The organism is Flavobacterium akiainvivens, assembly GCF_001278115.1.
Taxonomy (GTDB): Bacteria; Bacteroidota; Bacteroidia; order Flavobacteriales; family Flavobacteriaceae; genus Flavobacterium; species Flavobacterium akiainvivens.
Window position 1 is genome coordinate 1,812,850 of record NZ_LIYD01000005.1, and the last position, 21,688, is coordinate 1,834,537.

Here is a 21,688-nt window from a genome sequence, read left to right on the forward strand (position 1 = left end):
ACTTTGTCACTTTGTTACTTTGCAACTCTTTTTCTTTGCAACTTTCTCTAAAATCCCTTGCACAATATTTTTTTATTATTTTACTTTGCAACTCAAAGTACTTTAATATGGAAAATTATTTAAAGGACATACAGGATATCCGCAAGATGATGGACAGATCTACACAGTTCCTGTCACTTAGCGGAATTTCCGGTATTATGGCGGGTGTATATGCGCTGGCAGGGGCGTTTGCCGTAAAACAGCTTACGCATCATAACTATCGCAAAATAACGCTTGAGAGCCAGGAATTCAGGCTTAGCCTTGTAATACTGGCTGCTGTATTTGTGCTTTCGGTAGGAACCGCTTTCATATTATCGTCGCGCAAAGCCAGGAAAAACGGCGAAACGCTATGGAATAACACATCAAAGCGGCTGGCTGCTAATTTTATGATACCTTTGTGCACTGGCGGCCTGTTTGCACTGCTGCTCATTAACAGCCACCATTACGGGCTTATAGCGCCGGTAACCCTTATATTTTATGGCCTTGCCTGCGTTAACGCCAGTAAATACACCCTGCGTGATGTACGCTATTTGGGCATAACTATAATAATCATTGGCCTTGCAGCAACTTATGCAATAGGCTATGGCTTAGAGTTTTGGGCGCTTGGTTTTGGCGTATGCCACATACTATACGGCAGCATTATGTACTACAGGTACGACCGAAAATAACAGTTTGAAAAACATATTACAACATATTAACAAAGCGTTTGACCATCGCATAAGGCTGGGTATTATGAGCATACTCATGGTAAACGAATATGCCGATTTTAATACCCTTAAAGAACTATTGGGTGTGACGGACGGCAACCTGGCCAGCCACGCAAAAGCCCTTGAAACTGAGAGCTATATTACTGTAGAAAAGCAGTTTATAGGTAAAAAGCCCAATACACGCTACATTGCTACTAAAGAAGGCCGTAAGGCCTTCAAAGAACATATTGACGCTCTTGAAAAACTGATACAAAAAAGCTGATATTTTTTTACTTATAAACTTTGAAATACAAAGTACTTTAAAAATGAAAACATTAAATATAAACATCGCTAACGAAATCAAGCAATACAGGCTGCCGGCCACTTTATGCCTCTTTTGTGTGGTACTCCTCGCCATACGCATAAAGCTGAGCCACAGCCTGTTTCTTGCTTTTTTAATCTGGAATTTATTTTTGGCAGGGCTTCCATTGGCCATAAGCCTGTTTATACAAAACAATGCAGCCGTGCATGGCAAAAGGGTATTCCTCTACCCCCTATTGTTGTGCTGGCTGCTATTTTTACCCAATTCTTTCTATCTGCTGACTGACTTTGTGCACCTGTATAAAGACAACTCCATACCCATTTGGTTTGATATACTGCTTATTGGGTCGTTTACAATGACTGGGATGTTTTTCGGCCTTGAGTCTATGCATAGCATTCATAATCTGTCTCTTACACGAAACAGCAGGCTAAAATCAAAAGCATTCATAATAGTTATCTGCCTGCTTTGTGGTTTTGGCATTTACATAGGCCGTTACCTGCGCTACAATAGCTGGGATGTGCTACATAAACCCATTAGCCTGTTTACGCATACACTAAGCACCTTGTTTTCAGCAGAAACCTGCAAAGCTGCCTGGGGTATTACACTTGGCTTTGGTGCTTTGCAATACCTTTTGTTTAGTATTTACCGTGATATCAAAAAATAAAAAAAATTTATCAACTCACTTTGAATTTCAAAGTAAAATAAAAAAACTATGGCAACACTACAGGAAAAAATTGAACAGGTGCGCCGCGAGTTTGACCGCACACCCAAACCCACTGCAAAACAGTTAATTGCATACCCACAAGACAGCTTGGGTCAATTACTGGGTTACTATCTTCTTAATGCAAACCACGGACAGAATGTTTATGCCGATAACGAAGATGTTTTACACCTGCTTATCGCAGAAGAATCAAGCATTAAAGAAGATTTTGCCCTCTATTTTTACCTTTTTGGCAACGGTTGCAACAGCCTGCGTACATGGGCCACAATGGGCATTGCCATGGCAGTTTGCCCGATCTATCTGCCGTATTTCTACAAAAGGTACAGACAGGGCAAAAATGCTTTGCGCTTTTATGACATAGACCACCTGGGGTTGTTGTACCAGCCGGTTGAAAAGGTAAAACAGGCTTTTATGATAATATAAACCATGGCCAAACAAACTGTCTTACTGTGGCTGCCAATACTACTTTGGGCACTAACACTGGTTTACAATACATACCTGTTTGTAAACCTGCTTGATATGCCCTCAGTATACTATGCCGAATGCTTTGCCTTTAATGGTTTTGTTAGCATATTATTTATAAACATAGTTGTTTTTACATGGCTGTTAATATTGGCTTCTGCCGATGCAAAGCTGAGGCGTAAACTATTGATGCGCTGCCTGCTTATACTTACCAACCTACCCATAGTATGGGTATATATTTTATTACTCAAACATTTTACAAATTACTGATTATTAACACTATTTAATCATGGACACCAATCAAAACCAAAACCAGTTTAAACAACCTGACGACAGTCAGGTTGATGCTAATTTTCTACAGTCTACAACCGCAAGGGTTATTATGGTAGGCTTGCTTACCCTTATTTTACTCCTGCCACTGCATTACGTTCAGGGTATTATAAAAGAACGGTCTACACTACAGGAAACGGTAGTATCTGACATTACAGAAAAATGGGGCAGCCATGTATACATTTGCGGGCCTATACTTAAAATTCCATATAAGGCTTATGGCAACCAAACTACGCAAACCGATACTGTAAAGACAGTACAAAACAGAGTCTATACCGATTATTTATATGTTTTTCCCGAAATGCTAAAAGCAGATTCTAAGGTCAATACATTTGAAAAACACCGGAATAATTATGACGCAGCCGTGTTTAACGCCAACCTGAAGTTAACAGGCAACTACCCTGTTCCTGATTTGGCCAGGCAAAATATATCGCCCGATGCTGTTGAATGGGATAAAGCCTCGGTTATTATAAACACAAATGCCATAAAGAGCATTAAAGGCACTGTAAATGCGCGTATAAATGATAATCTTTACAGTTTTGAAGCCGCCGAGATGGACAACCAGGAAAACCTTGCCACACTGCAAACGGCTCCTATAAATCTTAAGTCAGCTGCGCTGGGCAGCATACCATTTGAAATAAAAATAAGCTATGACGGCAGTAACAGCTTTGCTATTGTACCCATTGGTAAGCTCACGGAAGCCACTATGGCAGGCAACTGGCCATCGCCTAAGTTTACCGGCAATTACCTGCCCGAAAAGCACGACGTAACCGATAATGGCTTTACCGCTTCGTGGAATATATCGCAACTTAACAGGCCATTTGCCCAGCAATACACCACACTGATACCAAAAATGAACAACTACAGTTTTGATGTTGATTTTGTAATACCGGTAGATGAATTTCAGCAAAATGAGCGCGCCTCTAAATACGGATTTCTGGTTATAGGGCTTACTTTCCTGGTGTTTTTCCTGATACAAACTGTTAGCAAAATCAACATCCATATCTTTCAGTATACCATGATAGGCCTTGCACTGGTAATGTTTTACACGCTGCTTATATCTATAACCGAACATAGCAGCTTTTGGCTGGCTTACCTGATAGCCGGTGTTAGCGTAGTAACTATGATTGGGCTATACTCTCTGTCAATACTAAAAGACAGAAAGTTCCCAGTTTTTATTGCAACAGCATTAACAGGCCTGTACACTTTTATTTATGTAATCATACAGCTTGAAAACTATGCCCTTTTAGCCGGCAGCATAGGCTTATTCCTTATACTGGGTGCAGTAATGTACTTTTCAAGAAAAATACAGTGGAATACTTCAATAGCATAAATATAAATACCCCCGGAAACGGGGGTCAACCTTTTATATGAACAATTTACGTAACTTTTTCAGCCCGTGGTACAGAGGGAAACACACCAATATACCTGCATTAATTGTAAATATCCTGTTTATACCACGGGTAATTTTTGCTTTATCCTTTTTAGGTGGAACAGCACTTTTAGTATTGTACTTAATAACTGATTCAGTAAATATAATCATAGCAGGATACTATTATGTTTATATAGCTACCATAATCAATATAGCAATTGTTGCCATTATGTTCTTTACAGCCTTATTAAACAATCGATACTTTTGGCTTATCCTTCAAAAAACCAGCATATTACTAATAAACATACCGATAGTATTCTTATACCTCTTTATTCTTTACCGGCTAAGAGAATCTTTTTAAAATTAAATATTCATTAAAAACCCGGTTAGGTTATCCTTCCGTGTAAGGTTCAGCTTTTTACGCAGGCGGTAACGTGCCAACTCTACCCCACCGTCAGATATATTCATAATTTCGGCTATTTCCTTGGTACTCATATTCATAAGCAGGTAGGTAGCAAGGTCCATTTCACGGGGTGTTATGGCTGGGAACTTGTCTTTAAGCCGCTTCAGGAAATCAAAATGTACGTTCCTGATGTGCTTTTCAAGGTTATTCCAGCTTTTATCGGTATTCAGTTCTTTTACAATGGTTTTATACACACGGTTAAAGCGCTGCTTGGTGGCATCATCCATACTTTCGGTTTCAAGGTCTTTCATTTTATGGATGATGCCGTTAAGCATCTTGTTTTTCTTTACCACCTGTAGTGAATTACTAACCAGTTCTTTATCTTTGGTAAGAATCTTAACTTTAAGCTGCTCATTTTTAAGGCGTTCAATTTCTTTTTCAAGTTCAAGCTGCTCCTGCTTAATTTTTGTTTCCCTTTCAAGATACAGCCTGCGCTGCTCAAGGGTTTCATAGTACTTATTTTTACGGATTTTAACTTTTATACGTCTTCTTATGTAGTAAACCGAAAATGCGATAAGTAAAATATAAGCAAGGTAAGCCAACGGATGCCTGTAAAATGGCGGGGCAATAGTAAATGAAATAACATCAGGGTCAGATATTTTACCAAAACTATCCATAACCCTTAGCTGCATACGATAATCGCCCTCTCGCAGGTTTGTATATTCTTTAACCGGATTTTTAGTCCAGGCACTCCATTTATCTTCAAACCCTTCAAGCTTGTACGAAAACAGTATATTTTCCGGATTATCGTATATGGGAGACGAAAACGTAAACTTAACATTATTAGCCTTGTAAGACAGGTGCACTTCTTTTACAGCCTTAAGGTTACCTGTTATCAGGGTATCGCCGGAGAAAGTAAAACTCCTTATAAAAGCATTAGGTTTTTGCGGATAAATATTTTGCAATTGTGGGTTGTAATGCACGAGCCCTTCGGTTACACCTATAAATATATTACTGTTATCAACGGTATTGACAGATTCAAAAAAATAAACCATATTACCGGTAAGCGATGAAAATGGCGACTGCACGTTCCTGTAATTGCCATCGGGCATTTTGATAAGCATACCCATAGAAGATTTACCAAAAAAGTAACCTATGTTGCCTTTATTATCCTGAAAACAATACCTTATTTTAGGCACATTTTTAAATAACGCAGTCATTTTTTTATCTTCTACAAACTGGTCTTTTACAGGCTCGTAGATAAAAAAACGGTTATCAGACTGAAAATATACTGCGCCATTTATATCCTGAACGCTTTGTATATCCTTAAGTTTACCTCCCGGAGAAGTATAGGTAGATATAGTGGTAAAATTCCTCAAGTCGTTACTAAGCTTAAGCCTGTAAACAGAGCCTTTTCTCAACCACACATTAACACCGTCTGTAGTAAATTTGCTGTCTGATATATTAAAACCATCAATTTGGTTCCTGAATTGCCATCCGGCTGCTGTTTTTTCTAAAATAGCAAAACCGTGGTAATTTGAGGCGATGAGAAATCCAGGCCTGCCGGGTATCTTCTTTACATTGAGATATCCCCTCTTATTATCGAGAAAACGGCCCTGTTTACCCCCTGAAATTAGAAAAAGCCCACGGTTGTGCGAACAAAAGAGCTCTCCGTCAAACTCCTGAATGTTCCAGGCCTGCCCTGTAGTGCCTTCTAAAAACTTAAACGACTCTTCTTTAAATGTTTTTTTCCAATCGTGCTTAAATACCCCCTGATTTGTAGCCACATACAAATTGCCTTCAAATACTGCCGAGCCATAAACCGCCCCCAAACCATAGCTGGTGCCAAGGTAAGAGAAAGGAGAGTTCTCATTAATAAAGCATATACCGTTATCGAGCCCCAACCAAAGGTTGCTGCTATTATCAATAAAAGAACTTAGCGCCGTATTGTTTTGCAAGCCTTTACGGTTATTAATATGCTGTATAATTTTACCGTTAAGGTCGCATATAATAATACCGTCAAGCACAGAGTTTAGTACTATAAATTTATCGGCTAAAATACGCCCTCCCAAAGAGTTATTGGCTACAATAAAATCATTAGCCTCGCATAACCAGGGCTTAACACCATTTGAGTCTGAAATAAAAAGCCCGTTATCCTGTGTTACAACCAGTAGCTGGTTGTCCTGGAATGGCAAAAGGCCCCAAACTTCGGTACTGTTAAATATTTCAGTCCCTTTAAGCGGAATGAGCTTACCATTTGTGTATTCTAAAAGCCCCTGTACAATATCCTGAAAGTATAAAGTATTGTTTACCACAAATGAAAACTGAAAACGATTTGGCGCTTCAAGTATCTCTACCTTTCCATCCTTATATATATAAGTCTTGTAAAAGGTCTGGAAAAAGACCGCTCCGTTAACTATATGGGTTTTCCATACAAAGTCAATTATATTCTTGGAGTTTTGGCCAATAAGGTGTGTAAGCGAATGGTAAATAAGCTTGCCTTTCTCATTAGTAGCATAATACCCAAACTCATTATACCCACCTACATAAATTTTACCCGAAGCATCTATTTTTAAAGACCTTACGGTTTCATTTGGTATACTGCTTATTGACCACGAGGTACCGTTAAACTGAATTAAGCCTGATGTATTGGCAAAATAAAGGTTGCCGTTTTTATCCTGGCCTATATCCCAGTTTTGAGAGCCACCATTATAATCAGACTTCTTGTAATTAATAATCTTAGGCAATCCAATGTTTTTAACCTGGGCTGACATCCCTGAAAACAGCATCAACAATAATAAAACCAGAAACTTTGTTCTTAACATTATGTTCATATTGGCACTTTGTATAGTATGAAAACGGTGTAGCAAGTAGTTTTTTTTACCCAAAACACAGCTTTAATAATCTTAAAACATTCATTTATGACCTCAAAAATTAACAATAAAACCACAAAAAACAAGGTATTGTTTTGTTGTTAACCAATTGATACATAATTAACTACAACGTTGTAATTAAATATTAGCTATTTGTAGGGGTAAATTTATAAAATTAACATATCAATAGCAAGAAATATTTTTTATAAAATATTGCAAAACAATTAATTATAAATTAATTGATGTGTTTTAATATAGTTGAAATTTTAAATTGATGGGTTTTTGTAGAGATTAATAAATGTTAATTATTAAAAAAAACACCTAATATTGCTTATTATTAATAAATAATCAACCCAAATTTTAACGAGTATGAAATTATTAAAATTACGATTTCTTTACTTCTTCTGTTTACTTTCAAGCTTTGCATGGGCACAGGATGTTTCTGTGTCTGGTATAGTAACAGATGAAAACGGACTTCCGGTTCCCGGCGTATCCATTATTATTAAGGATACAACAACCGGCACTATGACCGACATTGACGGTAATTACCAAATCAGTTCCCCAACAAACGGTATTTTGGTATTTACTTACTTAAGCTACACAACCCAGGAAGTAGCGGTTAATGGGCAGTCTACCGTAAATGTGCAGCTTGCCCCAAGCGAGGAAATGCTTGAAGAGGTAGTGGTTGTAGGTTATGGCACACAAAAGAAAAGCGTTGTAACCGGCGCCATTTCGAGCGTTAAGGCAGAACAGCTTGAAAACCTGCCATTAACCCGTATTGAGCAGTCATTACAGGGCAGGACATCGGGTGTTTTTATTTCGGCTAATGCCGGCCAGCCGGGCTCATCTGCTACTGTAAGGGTTAGGGGTATAACCACCCTTAACAACAACAACCCTTTATGGGTGGTAGACGGTATTGTGGTAGATGCAGGCGGCATTGGTTACCTTAACCAGTCTGATATCGAATCTATTGAAGTACTGAAAGATGCCGCATCATCAGCCATTTACGGTTCTCGTGCCGGTGCCGGTGTAATACTTGTTACTACCAAAAAAGGTAAAGCCGGTAAGTTTAGTGTAACCTATAATGGTTTTGCCGGTACCCAAAAAGCAGCACGTAAGCTTGACCTTCTTAATGCACAACAATATGCAAGTCTTAGGAACGAAGCTTACATTAACGGCTACACAGGTGGCAACCCTACACTTCCGTACCCAAATGCCGCAACACTTGGCAGGGGAACAGACTGGCAGGACCTTATTTTTAACGATAGCGCACAACGTTCTCAACACGAGTTTAGCGTTAGCGGCGGTAACGATAAGTCTAACTTTTATATGTCTTTCGGCCTTGTAGACCAGGAAGGTATTGTAACTACTGATATTTCAAGCTACCTGCGTAAAAACATCCGTTTAAACTCAACACACAAAATATCAAAATTTGTAACTGTAGGCCAAACACTTGGTTATTCAAGAGAGAAAAACGTAGGCCTTGGCAATACTAACGGAGAATATGGCGGGCCACTTGCTTCGGCAATTAACCTTGACCCTACCACACCTGCTATTGTAACAGACCTTAGCAACGTGCCAAACCCGGGGGACTATGCACAGCAATATGCCGTAAAAGATGAAAATGGCAACTACTATGGTATTTCTAATGCTGTACAACAGGAAATGACAAACCCACTTGCCTACACAAAAAACCGCCTTGGCAACTATGGCTGGGCCGATAACTTTGTAGGTAACGCATACGTAGAAATTATGCCAATCGAGGGCCTTAAAGTAAGGTCTACCCTAAGCGGCAAACTGGCTTACTGGGGTTCAGAAAGCTTTACACCAATGTCTTACCTGAGCCCTAACAGCAATACCGTAAGGAACAGCCTGTACAGGGAAACCCAAAAAGGTTTTGGCTGGAACATAGAAAACACCGCTTCATATAACAAGACATTTGGAGACCATACCGGTACTGTACTTATAGGCCAGGGTGCTTATGTAGATAATATTGGCAGTGGCCATGGTGTTACTTACTATAACCAGCCGGTTAACAACTATCAGGATGCTTCATTTAACTGGCCTACCCCTGCTACAGATATTGTTGGATGGGCTTCAACCAACAACAAACACATTGTAACATCACTTTTTGCAAGGTTAAACTATAACTATAAAGAAAAATACCTGTTAGAAGCAATTGTACGCCGAGATGGTTCTTCAAGGTTTGGTGCTAACAACAAATACGGTACATTCCCATCTGTATCTTTAGGTTGGGTATTAACCAAAGAAGATTTCTGGACTGCAAATGATGTACTTAATACGTTTAAAGTACGTGGTGGCTATGGTGTAACCGGTAGCGACCAGTTTGCAGATTTCAGGTACATGGCACTGGTAAGCGGTGGCCGTAACTATACAATAGGCAACCAGGGTTCGGTAGTTGTAGGTAACAGCCCCGATGCTCCTGCAAACCCGGATCTTAAATGGGAAGAAACAACCCAGACCAACATAGGTTTTGACGCCTTGCTTTTTGGCAACCTGAACGTAACATTTGACTGGTATAAAAAAGAAACATCCGGCATTCTTCAAACACTACGTTTACCGGCTTATGTAGGTGCAACAGGCGAACCTTATGCAAACATTGCCTCTATGCAAAACACAGGCCTTGAGCTTGAGCTTGCTTACCGCAAGAGCTTTGGTGATTTTAACATGAGCATAAACGGTAATATCTCAACAGTTAAAAACAAAGTTACAAGCCTTGTTCCTACAGTTGATTTCCTTTCAGGACCAAGCATACAGTCTTCTGCATTCCCGTTAACACGCACTGAAGTGGGTGGTTCATTTAACGGATTCTACGGTTTTGTAACAAACGGTGTATTCCAGAACGAAGCTGAAGTACAAGGCTATACCAGTTCAGATGGTACTGTTATACAGCCAGCAGCCGTACCGGGTGACTTTAAATTTGCCGACCTTAATGATGACGGCCAGATTACCGAAGAAGACCGTAAATACCTTGGCAGCCCACTACCTGACTATACCTATGGTATAACACTTAACTTTGATTATAAAGGCTTTGACCTTATGGTATTTGGCCAGGGTGTTGCCGGCAACCAGATTTTCCAGGGATTACGCAGGCTTGATATGGTAAATGCAAACTGGCAAACAGCTGCCCTTAACCGCTGGACAGGCGAAGGCACATCTAACACATACCCAAGGCTTTCAACTTCAGACCCTAACGGTAACTTTAGCAAGCCATCTAACTTTTACCTTCAGGATGGCGACTATTTCAGGATTAAAGTAATACAACTTGGCTATTCACTTCCTGAAAACATTATCAAGACTGTTGGCCTTTCTAAAACAAGGATTTATCTAAGTGCTGAAAACTTATTTACGTTTACAAAATATACAGGTTTCGATCCGGAAATTGGAGGCGATGTGATGGGAATTGACCGTGGATACTACCCTCAGTCAAAATCATTGATGGTTGGATGTAATTTACAATTCTAAAAAAAATTGAAAAAGATGAAACTTAAAGCTATAAAATATTCATTTCTATTGTCTGCCGGGCTACTTGCATTTAGCTCTTGCAGCGAAGATTACCTTGAGGTAAAGCCTACGGGTACAAACCTTGAATCGAACTATTACCAAAACCAGGACCAGGCCTATTCGGCACTTATAGCTGTATATGACCTGATGAGGAAACACGCGGGTGGTTTTGAAAACCTAACGGCAATGCTTAATGCAGGGTCAGATGATTTTCATGCCGGTGGCGGTAGTGCTGCCGATGGTGCCGGTATACAGTCTTTCTCCACTTATACCATAAACTCAGCTACAATACCTATGAGTTTTTGGAGTGATTACTACCAGGGTATCTTCAGGGCTAATACATTATTGGTAAAACTTCCGGATATCCCTATGGATGAGGCTGTAAAAACACGCTTTACTGCCGAGACAAAAGCACTGCGTGCCTATTATTACTTTCAGCTGGTAACAATGTTCAGGAACATTCCGCTTATTACCACGCCACTTGCCACGTCAGAATTTTATAATGTAACACAGGCAAACCCGGCCGATGTATATGCACAAATAGAACAAGACCTTCTTGAAGCAATACCTAACCTGCCAACCAACCTAAATATTGCTACAGAAGCGGGCAGGCTAAACAGGGGTGCAGGCCAGGCTATACTGGGTAAAGTGTATCTTTTTGAGCATAAAAATGCCGAAGCTGCCGCCATGTTTGCAGAAGTAAACGGAGACCCTACATCAGGATCCAACCAATATGGCTATCAGCTACTTGACAATTATGCTGACCTGTGGATTGTTGATAATAAATTTAACTCAGAATCAATACTTGAGGCATCGCACACTAAGCTAAGTAATGCTGGCTGGGGTAACTGGGGTTCAGGTTCGGATGAAGGTAACTCGCTTAATGTTATGGTAGGCCCACGCGGTTATTCTGCCTCAAGCCCATCAGCCCCTCAGTATGAAACCGGATGGAGCTTTAATACCGTTACGTTAGATTATGTGGATTTTATGGAAGGTGACCCACGCTTTGATGCCACAATTGCCGACCTTAATGCACTTGTTACACAAGGGCTGGCCATTTACTCCCCTGCAAACCAGGATACTGGCTACTTCCTTAAAAAATTTATGCCAACTCACGACGACATTACAGATGGTGGTGGTGATGTTGTATTAAATTACAGGCAAAACTTCTACGTAATTCGCCTTGCAGATACTTACCTTATGGAGGCAGAGGCACTTGGCGGAACCGGAGCAAGGGCCCAGGCATTGCTTACTGCTGTTCGTGCCAGGGTGGGCCTTAGTCCTGTAAATGTTACACCACAGGCAGTTGCAGATGAGCGCAGGCGCGAACTTGGGGGCGAAGGCCACCGCTGGCTTGACCTTGTGCGCAGGGGCGAAGCAGCAACTGTACTTGGGCCACGCGGGTTTACAGCAGGTAAAAACGAAATATGGCCTATACCACTTCGTGAGCTTGAAAACACGCAGCTTGTTCAAAACCCTAACTATAACTAATCAAACTATGAAATTTAATATATTTAAAAACAGCTGGCTGGCATTATCTGCCCTTGCTGTAACACTAACAGGTTGTTCGCCCGATGAAGTTACGGGCGGCAACCCTATATCAAACCCTAATGTAGATGCATCGTTTACTGTATCTGCAGATGCTTCCGGCAACCATATAACAGCTACCGGTGTAACCCAGGGCGTTATAGTACACCGTTGGGATATTGGCGCAGGCCAGTTTAAGGGCTCATCTGCCGAAGATTTTTTCTTTCCCGATGCTGGTACGTATACCATAACACACACAGTTTATGGAAGTGGAGGATCATCTAACACCTCAACACAAACCATTACTGTTGATACCCCCGATCCTATAGCCGGTAACCTTATACTGGGCGGAAAATTTGAAACGCCTGATGACCATTCTAAATGGACGGTACTTAACATCTCTAACAACGGGGCATTTACATTTGGCGAGGGCAGTGCTACAGTAACAGGCGGCCTGGGCAGTAATGCACACAAGGCCATTTACCAGGCTGTAGAAGTTGAAGCAGGCCATGAGTATAAACTTGATATGAAAGTTTGGGGTCCGGGCTCAACAGATACGTGGTTTGAGGTATATGTAAATGCACAGGCTCCTGTTCAAAACAGTGATTATAGTGCCGGTGGAAAGAAACTTCAGTTAAATACATGGGCAGGTTGCGCTACAGCACCGTTTGAAGGTATGCTATCAGTAGTTGGCTGCGGCGGAGACTCTCAGGGGCCGGTTGTAGAATTTACGCAATCAGGTACTGTATATTTCGTGATTAAAGGCGGCTGTACCGGAGACAACGGTGCTATAAATTCTATAAGCCTTACTAACGTAGAGTTCAGGAGAATTAATTAAAATAAATATTTGGGTTAGTTTCTTATAGCCTGTAATCATAAGGTTACAGGCTATTTTTTAATAACATGGTAGTTACCTGCTGTGTCCAAAATTTCCAAAAAATGAATAAAAGAAAGAATTTACTCCTTGCATTGTTATTAGCAGGCACAGGTGCTTTTGCACAGCAAAACTATTCGGCTAAAGGCAAAAAGGCTGTTGTATATACCACAGCCGAAAACACAGACCTGAGAATACAAAAAACAGATGAACTAACATTCAGCAGCTCAAAGCAGCCCCTTGAAACTGAGTTTTCAATTTTTGTAGATCCATCTAAATCATTTCAGTCAATATTAGGTATAGGAGGCGCTATAACCGACTCAAGTGCAGAGGTTTTTGCCAAGCTGTCTCCGGCCAAGCAAAAAGAATTTTTAGATGCTTATTACAGCAAAGATAAAGGTATTGCCTACTCAATAATACGCACAAATATACACAGCTGCGATTTTAGCAGTGGCAGCTATACTTACATAAAAGAAGGCGATACAGCTCTAAAATCGTTTAATATAGACCACGATAAAAAATACCGTCTCCCACTTATAAAAGAAGCGCTAAAACTATCCGGTAAAAATACAACTGTATTTGTAAGCCCGTGGAGCCCGCCTGCCTTTATGAAAGACAGTAAAAATATGCTTAAAGGCGGGAAACTTTTACCCGAATTCTATCAGGCATGGGCCAACTACTATGTAAAGTTTATCCAGGCTTATGAAAAAGAAGGTATACACATTTGGGGGCTTAGTGTTCAAAACGAGCCTATGGCTACCCAAACCTGGGAATCCTGCATTTATACTGCCGAAGAAGAGCGTGATTTCCTTAAAAACTATCTTGGCCCTACGGTAAGAAAAGAGCTCGGAGATAAGAAAATTGTAGTGTGGGACCATAACCGCGACCTTATGAACCAGCGTGCCGATGTTATTTTTAACGACCCCGAAGCGTCTAAATATGCATGGGGTATTGGCTTCCATTGGTATGAAACATGGGCCGGGGGAAAACCAATGTTTGATAATGTAAGGAAAGTGGCCGAAGCCTACCCTGATAAAAACATAATGTTTACCGAAGGCTGCGTGGAAAAATTTGATGCTGCCAGATACCAGTACTGGCCTAACGGCGAGCGCTATGGTGAGCAAATGATTAACGACTTTAATAACGGTACTACCGGCTGGACAGACTGGAATATTTTACTTGATGAAAAAGGCGGCCCCAACCACGTAGGCAACTTTTGCTTTGCCCCGGTACATGCCGATACTAAAACGGGTGAACTTATCTATACCCCGTCTTATTACTACATAGGCCATTTTTCAAAATTTGTGGCACCACAGGCAAAACGTGTTAGTTCTGCCGCAAGCCGCAGCCAGCTGCAAACTGTATCGTTTGTCAATACCGATGGTAAAATGGCAACTGTGGTTATGAATAATTCTGATGCACAGATTACTTACAACCTGATAATTGGCACCGAAAAGCTTGTGGCAACCATACCGGCACACGGCATACAGACTTTAGTTTACTAAAATTGCTATACAACAATTATGAAGAAAAAATTATTAACCGTAGCACTGCTCATATCGGCATGTGCTTTTAGCCAGGGTTTCCTTCACCGTGACGGGCAAAATATTGTAGACGCAGATGGCAACAATGTGCTGCTGCGTGGCCTTGGCCTGGGCGGATGGATGGTACAGGAAGGCTATATGCTGCAAACCAGCGCCTTTGCCGGGCCTCAGCATGATATAAGGCAAAAAATAGAAGACCTGATAGGAGCCGAAAATACTGAAACTTTTTATCAGGCATACAGAAATAATGGCATAACAAAGGCTGATATTGACTGGCTTAAGGCACAGGGGTTTAACTCCATTCGCCTGCCCATGCATTACAACCTTTATACACTGCCTATTGAAGATGAGCCCGTAGCCGGGCAAAATACCTGGCTGGAAGAAGGCTTTGAACGTACAGACCTGCTCCTGCAATGGTGCGAAGACAATGAAATGTACCTGATACTGGATATGCACGCTGCTCCCGGTGGGCAGGGCAAAGATGCCAATATTAGCGATTATGACGATAGTAAGCCTTCGCTTTGGGAAAGTGCAGCCAACAGGCAAAAAATGGTAGCGCTATGGCAGGAACTGGCCACACGCTACAAAGACAGCGAATGGATAGGCGCTTATGACCTGATTAATGAGCCTAACTGGGCTTTTACAGGAACCAACCAAAACGGTTGCGATGAAAACTCTAATGCACCGCTACGCCAGCTAATGGTAGATATTACCAACGCCATAAGGCAGGTAGATACTAACCACATGATTATTATAGAAGGTAACTGCTGGGGCAATAACTACAATGGCATTTTTCCGCTGTGGGATGATAATATTGCCGTTAGCTTCCACAAATACTGGAATGGCAACAGCCAGGGCGATATACAGGGCATGCTTAACCTGCGCTCGCAATATAACGTTCCCCTATGGTTGGGCGAAAGCGGCGAAAACTCTAACGTATGGTTTAAAGATGCCATTAAGCTTGTAGAGTCTAACAACATAGGCTGGGCATGGTGGCCCATGAAAAAGGTTGAAAGCATTGCAGGTGTTACTGCTGCAACAAAACCTGCCGGTTACCAGCAACTACTTAATTACTGGACTAACGGTGGCACACAACCCACTCAGGCTTTTGCAACAGCCGCCCTTATGGAACTTGCAGAGAATTATAAGTTTGAAAACGTTACCAAAAAGACCGATGTTATAGATGCTATGTTCCGACAGGTGCAAACAGACGAAACCATTCCGTATACAGACCACGTGCTGCCCGGAAAGGTATATGCTACCGAATATGACCTTGGCACAAACAACTTTGCCTATTATGATACCGAAGTAGCTACTTACCATTCGGGCGGTGGCACTTATGTTAACTGGAACCAGGGTTGGGCCGGCCGAAATGACGGTGTAGACATTCAAACATCTAATGATGCCGTTACTAACGGTTTCCATGTAAGCCACATAGTAAACGGCGAATGGCTACAATATACCATACCTGCAACCGAACTGCTTGCTTATGATGTAGATATACGCTATGCCGGCATGGGTGGTACACTGCATATAGAAGACCAGGATGGCCGTATATCTGAAAACATCACTCTTCCTTCAACAGGTAATTATACTACATGGTCTACCGTAACCCTCACCGATGTTTTGGTAAAAGCGGGCACTAACAAGCTAAGGCTGTACTTTGATATTGGTGGATTTAACCTAAACTATGTTGAATTCAAAAACCCTGCTACTTCTGCCGAAGCAGCGTTTAAGGTAATAGATGCCGGCACTAATGTTCTTGGCGATAAAATACTGGTTACGCTTAATAAAGACCTTGCCACCGGTATTGACTTTACTGCAAGTGCGCTATCATTAATCGTAAATAACAACACTGCCACCATTACACAGGTAACCCAGTTTAATGACAATACCTTTGTAATTACGCCAGCCACAGCCATAAATACCGGCGATGTAATAAAGTTCAGTTATGCAGGCACCAACCTTGTTGCTGCCGATACCACTACCCATGCTGCATTTACCGATAAAAATGTAGTAAACAGGGTGGGCAACTTACAGCAGATATCAGGCCAAATACAGGCTGAATCGTTTTATGCGCAAAGTGGCCTTACAGTAGAAAACACAACCGACACTAATGGTGGCCAGAACATTGGCTATACAGATGCGGGCGACTACCTTGACTATCTTGTTAATATTACACAAACCGGCAATTACCTTATACAATACCGCACAGCAGGCGAAAGCCAAACGGGCCAGGTAAAGCTTCAGCTGATAAACGAAACTACTCAGGACATACAAACGGTGAGTTTCCCTCCTACCGGTGGCTGGCAAACCTGGAGCACCGTTAACAGCCAGGCTACATTACCGGCAGGCAGGTATTACCTGCGGATTTTGGTTACTGCACCGGGCTTTAACTTCAACTGGGTAAAATTTTCATTTGCTGCACCAGATGATGATAACGACGGCGTGCCTAATACGGACGACCTTTGCCCTGATACCCCTGCTAACACAGTTGTAGATTTTACCGGGTGTCCGCTATTTACACTTCCGGGTAACAATTTTGCCATACAAACCACTGGCGAAACGTGCAGGTCTTCTAACAACGGCAGCATTGCTATAACAGCAGCTGCAAACCATAACTATGTGGCAACACTAACAGGGCCTAACGGTAACCAAACGGCCAACTTTAATACTACATCGTCATTCAGTAACCTGTCTGCCGGTAATTATGAGCTTTGCTTTACCCTGCCTGAAGCCCCTGCTTACGAGCAATGTTTTGACCTGGTAGTAACTGAACCTACTGATTTAGCTGTACTATCGCGCATTATGGCACCAGAGTATCAGGTGGAACTCGACCTTTATGGCGGCGAAACCTATACCATCAGGGTTAACAATACGGTTTACACTACGAGCCAGAATAGCATTGTTTTAGACCTTAACCCGGGTGAAAATAATATTGAAGTAAAAGCCGACAGCGATTGCCAGGGCATTTACAGGGAAAGGATTATGCTTGATGATTCGGCATTGGTATATCCTAACCCGGTTAATGAAGATGTGTTTTATATTAAGATACCATCTACACAAAACAAAGTAAATGTAGAAATATTCACGCTACAGGGCGTTAGGGCTTATGTAAGGGAGTTTGACGCTCAGGACGATGTATTTGCCATCCCTACCACAAACCTTTCTCAGGGCGTATATATTGTAAAAATTGCATCAGGCAGCTATTCGTTTAACACTAAAATTGTAAAAGAATGAAAAAGATAATATGGGCCATTGCTTTTACAGGCATTTTAGCCTCATGCGGCAGTGATGACGGAGGCAATGATGGCGGCGGCGGTAATGGTACAGCCGCAGCACTTGCAGCCCCATTAAATAATACCGAGTGTATTACCGGTACCGAGGTTAATGAAACCCAAAGTAAGGTTACTTTTGAATGGAATGAGGCCGCAGATAACCAAACATATTTTTTGTATGTTAAAAACCTGGTTACACAAAACACGTTGCAGTATAATGCTGCCAATAACACATCTTATGAAGTTACACTAAGCAAGGCTACCCCCTATTCATGGTATGTAAGTTCAAGAAAAAACTCAGGCAATACCGTGCAGAGCGAGGTATGGAAGTTTTATAATGCGGGGCCTGGCATTACCAACTATGCCCCTTTTCCTGCCGAACTTGTAGCACCGGTTATGAGCAGCTCTGTTTACGGGCCTTCTTTAACCCTTCAATGGACCGGTAGCGACCTTGATAACGATATTGAGAGTTATGAGGTATTCTTCGGTACGGCAGCCAATCCAACAACATCTATCCACACAGGCACACAAACATCTGTAAACAATGTAGCTGTAGTTAGCGGAAGTACATACTACTGGAAAGTAGTAACTACTGACGTTGCCGGTAATGCTACGGCATCTCCGGTTTTCCAGTTTAAGGTTTTATAAATGCTTATTGTGATTTTTGTAATGCAAAACGCCCCATAATGGGGCGTTTTGTTATTTATAGCTATCAGGTATTACCTTGAATAGTTAGGCGCTTCTTTAGTAATGGTAACGTTGTGCGGGTGGCTTTCGGTAATACCACTTGACGTAAGGCGTACAAAGCGTGATGTTTCCTGTAGTGTAGGGATATCTTTAGCACCACAGTAGCCCATACCGGCACGAAGCCCGCCTACAAACTGCAGCATGCTTTCAAACAGCTCACCTTTGTAAGGTACACGGCCCACAATTCCTTCCGGAACCAGTTTCTTGATATCGTCTTCCACATCCTGGAAATAACGGTCTTTAGAGCCTTCCTGCATGGCCTCTACAGAGCCCATACCACGATATGACTTAAACTTACGGCCTTCGAAAATGATGGTCTCACCCGGAGATTCTTTAGTACCTGCAAGTAGCGAGCCAAGCATTACACAGTCGGCACCGGCAGCAAGCGCTTTAGGGATATCTCCTGTGTAACGGATACCGCCATCGGCAATAACCGGAACACCGGTACCTTTAAGGGCTGCAGCCACTTCAAGCACTGCACTAAATTGAGGGAAGCCTACACCGGCTACAACACGGGTTGTACATATTGAACCAGGACCAATACCAACCTTAACGGCATCAGCGCCATTTTCGGCAAGATAAAGGGCGGCTTCAGGGGTAGCGATGTTACCCACCACCACATCAAGTTCAGGGAATTGCGCCTTAACTTCTTTAAGCACCTTAACCACACCTTGTGTATGGCCGTGTGCAGTATCTATAATAACGGCATCTACACCTGCATTAACCAGTGCTTCTGCACGTTTAACGGCATCAGCCGTAACGCCAAGGGCAGCTGCAACGCGCAGGCGGCCAAATTTATCTTTATTGGCAATAGGCTTTTGGGTAACCTTAGTTATATCCCTATACGTAATAAGGCCTATAAGTTTGTAGTCAGTATTTACAACAGGCAGTTTTTCAATCCTGTTTTTTTGAAGTATACCTTCGGCTACATCAAGTGTAGTACCCTCGCCGGCAGTAACCAGGTTTTCACTGGTCATAACTTCAAGTATAGAACGGGCGCCGTCTTTTTCAAAACGCAGGTCTCGGTTGGTAACAATACCTTTAAGCGTACCGTTTTCATCTACAACCGGAATACCGCCAATACCATACTCGCGCATAGCATTTTTAGCATCTTTAACGGTAGCGGTAAGCGGCAGGGTAACCGGGTCTATAATCATGCCGCTTTCGGCACGTTTTACCTTACGCACCTCATTAGCCTGTTGCTCAATAGTCATGTTTTTGTGCAGTACGCCTATACCGCCTTCGCGGGCCATTGCAATAGCCATAGCGCTTTCGGTAACGGTATCCATAGCGGCACTAACCACAGGAACGTTTAAAACAATGTTTCGTGTAAATTTAGATTGTATATTTACTTCGCGCGGTAAAACTTCGGAGTAATTAGGAACAAGCAATACATCATCGTAAGTTAAGCCTTCGCCGATGATTTTAGTTGTGTGTGCTTTCATGTTGCAATTTGTAGTTAAATTGCGTGCAAATATAAGCATTTTTAGCAGAATGCAAAACTGCAACAGCTATAATTAATTTCTATATAACAATAGCCACCAAGAACAGCAGCATACAAATGTTTTTATATATTTACACAAACTCATTAATCATGAAAAATACACTCCTCCTTATCACATTACTTTTATCTTTTATCACATATTCCCAAAATAAACCCACTTACCCTGAAGCCAAAAAAGGATTCAAAAGGGTAGATATCATGTTGCCAAAAATTGAAAATGAAGAAAACTACAAGGTAGAGGTGCGTTTTGGCATAAAACACACTATGGTTGAATGTGCGAAGGGTGATTTTAGCCTTGGAAGGAACAATTTAACAGAGAAGTATGGAATTCCCAATTCTTCACGTTTTCCTTATTATGTTGTAGAGGATGTAAATGGAGACATATCTGTAGGCATGCCATCCGGTTGTGAGAGCACAACTAAAATTGAGAAAACTATACTTAGCACCGAAGAGGTTATTTTTCGATACCAAAGCTATTTTCCTGTACCTTTTTACATTCCGGGATATTGTACATTAGAATACCGTGTATGGAGCACTACAGATACATACAATACGCTCAAATAGGTTTCTATCAATGAAATTCGCCGAAAACCTTAGTGGCTTCATTATAGGCGCTCTCAAAACTTAGGGCTTTAAGGCCGGTATATGCTTTTGCTGCCGTAAAGTACGACAGCATTTTTTCGGTGGGCATGTTGCCCGTAAGGTCGTCTTTAGCCATGGGGCATCCGCCAAAACCCTGTATAGCCCCGTCAAAACGGCGGCAACCGGCTTTGTAGGCTGCATCAATCTTCTCATGCCACTTATCGGGCGTAGTATGCAGGTGGGCGCCAAATTCAATATTTGGGAACTGCGGTATCAGGTTGGCAAAAAGATAGTCTATAACATCAGGCGTTGAGCTTCCTATGGTATCGCTAAGCGACAATATCTTTACACCCATAGCGGCCAGCTTTTGGGTCCACTCCCCCACTATTTCTACATTCCATGGGTCGCCATACGGGTTACCGAAGCCCATTGACAAATAGGCTACTACCTCTTTATCTGCCTTATCGGCTATATCAAGGATTTCCTGTAGGGTAACAATTGACTGCGCTATAGTTTTATGTGTATTGCGCATCTGGAAGTTTTCTGAAATAGAAAACGGGTAGCCCAGGTATTGAATTTCTTTGTGTTGGGCTGCACTTTCGGCTCCCTGCGTATTGGCAATAATAGCCAACAGCTTACTGGTAGTGGCCGAAAGGTCGAGCTGTGCCAAAACCTCTGCCGTGTCCTGCATTTGGGGTATGGCCTTGGGTGACACAAAACTACCAAAATCTATAGTGTCAAACCCCACACGCAGCAGCGACTGTATGTAATCTACCTTGCGTTGCGTGGGTATAAAAGCTTTTATACCCTGCATAGCATCGCGCGGACATTCTATTATTTTGATTTTTTCCATTCTTTAGGGCTTCTTAGCTACTGAGCCGCTGAGCCACTTAGCTTTT

At 41.9% G+C, this 21,688-nt stretch carries 16 protein-coding genes; 13 read left to right on the plus strand and 3 right to left on the minus strand.

Annotated features, from left to right (window positions below; all coding sequences use genetic code 11):
• Positions 1-107: 107 nt before the first annotated feature.
• From AM279_RS08020 to creD, 6 genes are read left to right on the plus strand one after another with little or no spacing between them, the layout of a single operon-like run.
• A complete protein-coding gene (locus AM279_RS08020; RefSeq protein WP_054407410.1) occupies positions 108-707 on the plus strand; it encodes a hypothetical protein in 600 nt (199 codons plus the stop codon).
• 4 nt (positions 708-711) lie between these two features.
• Positions 712-1,008 carry a winged helix-turn-helix domain-containing protein gene (locus AM279_RS08025; protein WP_054407411.1) on the plus strand — a complete coding sequence of 99 codons (297 nt, stop codon included), beginning with the start codon at positions 712-714 and terminating at the stop codon, positions 1,006-1,008.
• Between the two features lie 43 nt (positions 1,009-1,051).
• Positions 1,052-1,711, plus strand: coding sequence for a DUF1361 domain-containing protein (locus tag AM279_RS08030; protein WP_054407413.1), 660 nt, complete (start codon positions 1,052-1,054; stop codon positions 1,709-1,711).
• 48 nt (positions 1,712-1,759) lie between these two features.
• A complete protein-coding gene (locus tag AM279_RS08035) occupies positions 1,760-2,191 on the plus strand; it encodes a hypothetical protein (protein WP_054407415.1) in 432 nt (143 codons plus the stop codon).
• 3 nt (positions 2,192-2,194) lie between these two features.
• Positions 2,195-2,500, plus strand: a complete 306-nt coding sequence (locus tag AM279_RS08040; protein ID WP_054407416.1) for a hypothetical protein — start codon at positions 2,195-2,197, stop codon at positions 2,498-2,500.
• Positions 2,501-2,519: 19 nt separating this feature from the next.
• A complete protein-coding gene (gene creD, locus AM279_RS08045; protein ID WP_054407418.1) occupies positions 2,520-3,893 on the plus strand; it encodes a cell envelope integrity protein CreD in 1,374 nt (457 codons plus the stop codon).
• Between the two features lie 402 nt (positions 3,894-4,295).
• On the opposite strand, the gene AM279_RS08050 is transcribed toward creD, so the two are convergent.
• Positions 4,296-7,082: a helix-turn-helix and ligand-binding sensor domain-containing protein gene (locus AM279_RS08050; RefSeq protein ID WP_236688509.1), complete on the minus strand. Its 2,787-nt coding sequence runs from the start codon at positions 7,080-7,082 to the stop codon at positions 4,296-4,298.
• 495 nt (positions 7,083-7,577) lie between these two features.
• On the opposite strand from AM279_RS08050, the gene AM279_RS08055 reads away from it, so the two are divergent.
• The 6 genes from AM279_RS08055 to AM279_RS08080 all read left to right on the plus strand — a co-directional run bounded on the left by AM279_RS08055 (position 7,578) and on the right by AM279_RS08080 (position 18,604).
• Positions 7,578-10,694 (plus strand): SusC/RagA family TonB-linked outer membrane protein, encoded by a 3,117-nt coding sequence (locus AM279_RS08055; protein ID WP_054407421.1) that lies wholly within the window; start codon positions 7,578-7,580, stop codon positions 10,692-10,694.
• 15 nt (positions 10,695-10,709) lie between these two features.
• Positions 10,710-12,224, plus strand: a complete 1,515-nt coding sequence (locus AM279_RS08060; RefSeq protein WP_082344195.1) for a RagB/SusD family nutrient uptake outer membrane protein — start codon at positions 10,710-10,712, stop codon at positions 12,222-12,224.
• A gap of 7 nt (positions 12,225-12,231) precedes the next feature.
• A complete protein-coding gene (locus tag AM279_RS08065) occupies positions 12,232-13,098 on the plus strand; it encodes a PKD domain-containing protein (protein WP_054407425.1) in 867 nt (288 codons plus the stop codon).
• A 101-nt stretch (positions 13,099-13,199) separates the two neighbouring features.
• Complete coding sequence (locus AM279_RS08070; RefSeq protein WP_054407427.1) at positions 13,200-14,639, plus strand: glycoside hydrolase family 30 protein; 1,440 nt, start codon at positions 13,200-13,202, stop codon at positions 14,637-14,639.
• A gap of 18 nt (positions 14,640-14,657) precedes the next feature.
• Complete coding sequence (locus AM279_RS08075) at positions 14,658-17,918, plus strand: carbohydrate-binding protein (protein ID WP_074961561.1); 3,261 nt, start codon at positions 14,658-14,660, stop codon at positions 17,916-17,918.
• Complete coding sequence (locus tag AM279_RS08080) at positions 17,915-18,604, plus strand: hypothetical protein (protein ID WP_054407429.1); 690 nt, start codon at positions 17,915-17,917, stop codon at positions 18,602-18,604. The genes AM279_RS08075 and AM279_RS08080 overlap by 4 nt, the downstream gene beginning before the upstream one ends.
• Before the next feature lie 71 nt (positions 18,605-18,675).
• On the opposite strand, the gene guaB is transcribed toward AM279_RS08080, so the two are convergent.
• The gene (gene guaB, locus AM279_RS08085; protein ID WP_054410207.1) at positions 18,676-20,148 is read right to left on the minus strand and encodes an IMP dehydrogenase; all 1,473 of its coding nucleotides are present in this window, start codon (positions 20,146-20,148) and stop codon (positions 18,676-18,678) included.
• A 149-nt stretch (positions 20,149-20,297) separates the two neighbouring features.
• On the opposite strand from guaB, the gene AM279_RS08090 reads away from it, so the two are divergent.
• On the plus strand, positions 20,298-20,771 hold the full coding sequence (locus AM279_RS08090) for an ecotin family protein (protein ID WP_054407431.1): 474 nt from the start codon (positions 20,298-20,300) through the stop codon (positions 20,769-20,771).
• Positions 20,772-20,778: 7 nt separating this feature from the next.
• On the opposite strand, the gene AM279_RS08095 is transcribed toward AM279_RS08090, so the two are convergent.
• Complete coding sequence (locus AM279_RS08095) at positions 20,779-21,642, minus strand: hydroxymethylglutaryl-CoA lyase (RefSeq protein ID WP_054407433.1); 864 nt, start codon at positions 21,640-21,642, stop codon at positions 20,779-20,781.
• Positions 21,643-21,688 lie beyond the last annotated feature (46 nt).

Bases quoted from the DNA above. Each gene is read 5' to 3' on its own strand.
- AM279_RS08020 (WP_054407410.1), top strand. From the start codon at position 108: ATGGAAAATTATTTAAAGGACATACAGGATATCCGCAAGATGATGGAC.
- AM279_RS08030 (WP_054407413.1), top strand. From the start codon at position 1,052: ATGAAAACATTAAATATAAACATCGCTAACGAAATCAAGCAATACAGG.
- AM279_RS08035 (WP_054407415.1), top strand. From the start codon at position 1,760: ATGGCAACACTACAGGAAAAAATTGAACAGGTGCGCCGCGAGTTTGAC.
- AM279_RS08040 (WP_054407416.1), top strand. From the start codon at position 2,195: ATGGCCAAACAAACTGTCTTACTGTGGCTGCCAATACTACTTTGGGCA.
- creD (WP_054407418.1), top strand. From the start codon at position 2,520: ATGGACACCAATCAAAACCAAAACCAGTTTAAACAACCTGACGACAGT.
- AM279_RS08055 (WP_054407421.1), top strand. From the start codon at position 7,578: ATGAAATTATTAAAATTACGATTTCTTTACTTCTTCTGTTTACTTTCA.
- AM279_RS08060 (WP_082344195.1), top strand. From the start codon at position 10,710: ATGAAACTTAAAGCTATAAAATATTCATTTCTATTGTCTGCCGGGCTA.
- AM279_RS08065 (WP_054407425.1), top strand. From the start codon at position 12,232: ATGAAATTTAATATATTTAAAAACAGCTGGCTGGCATTATCTGCCCTT.
- AM279_RS08070 (WP_054407427.1), top strand. From the start codon at position 13,200: ATGAATAAAAGAAAGAATTTACTCCTTGCATTGTTATTAGCAGGCACA.
- AM279_RS08075 (WP_074961561.1), top strand. From the start codon at position 14,658: ATGAAGAAAAAATTATTAACCGTAGCACTGCTCATATCGGCATGTGCT.
- AM279_RS08080 (WP_054407429.1), top strand. From the start codon at position 17,915: ATGAAAAAGATAATATGGGCCATTGCTTTTACAGGCATTTTAGCCTCA.
- guaB (WP_054410207.1), bottom strand. From the start codon at position 20,148: ATGAAAGCACACACAACTAAAATCATCGGCGAAGGCTTAACTTACGAT.
- AM279_RS08090 (WP_054407431.1), top strand. From the start codon at position 20,298: ATGAAAAATACACTCCTCCTTATCACATTACTTTTATCTTTTATCACA.
- AM279_RS08095 (WP_054407433.1), bottom strand. From the start codon at position 21,642: ATGGAAAAAATCAAAATAATAGAATGTCCGCGCGATGCTATGCAGGGT.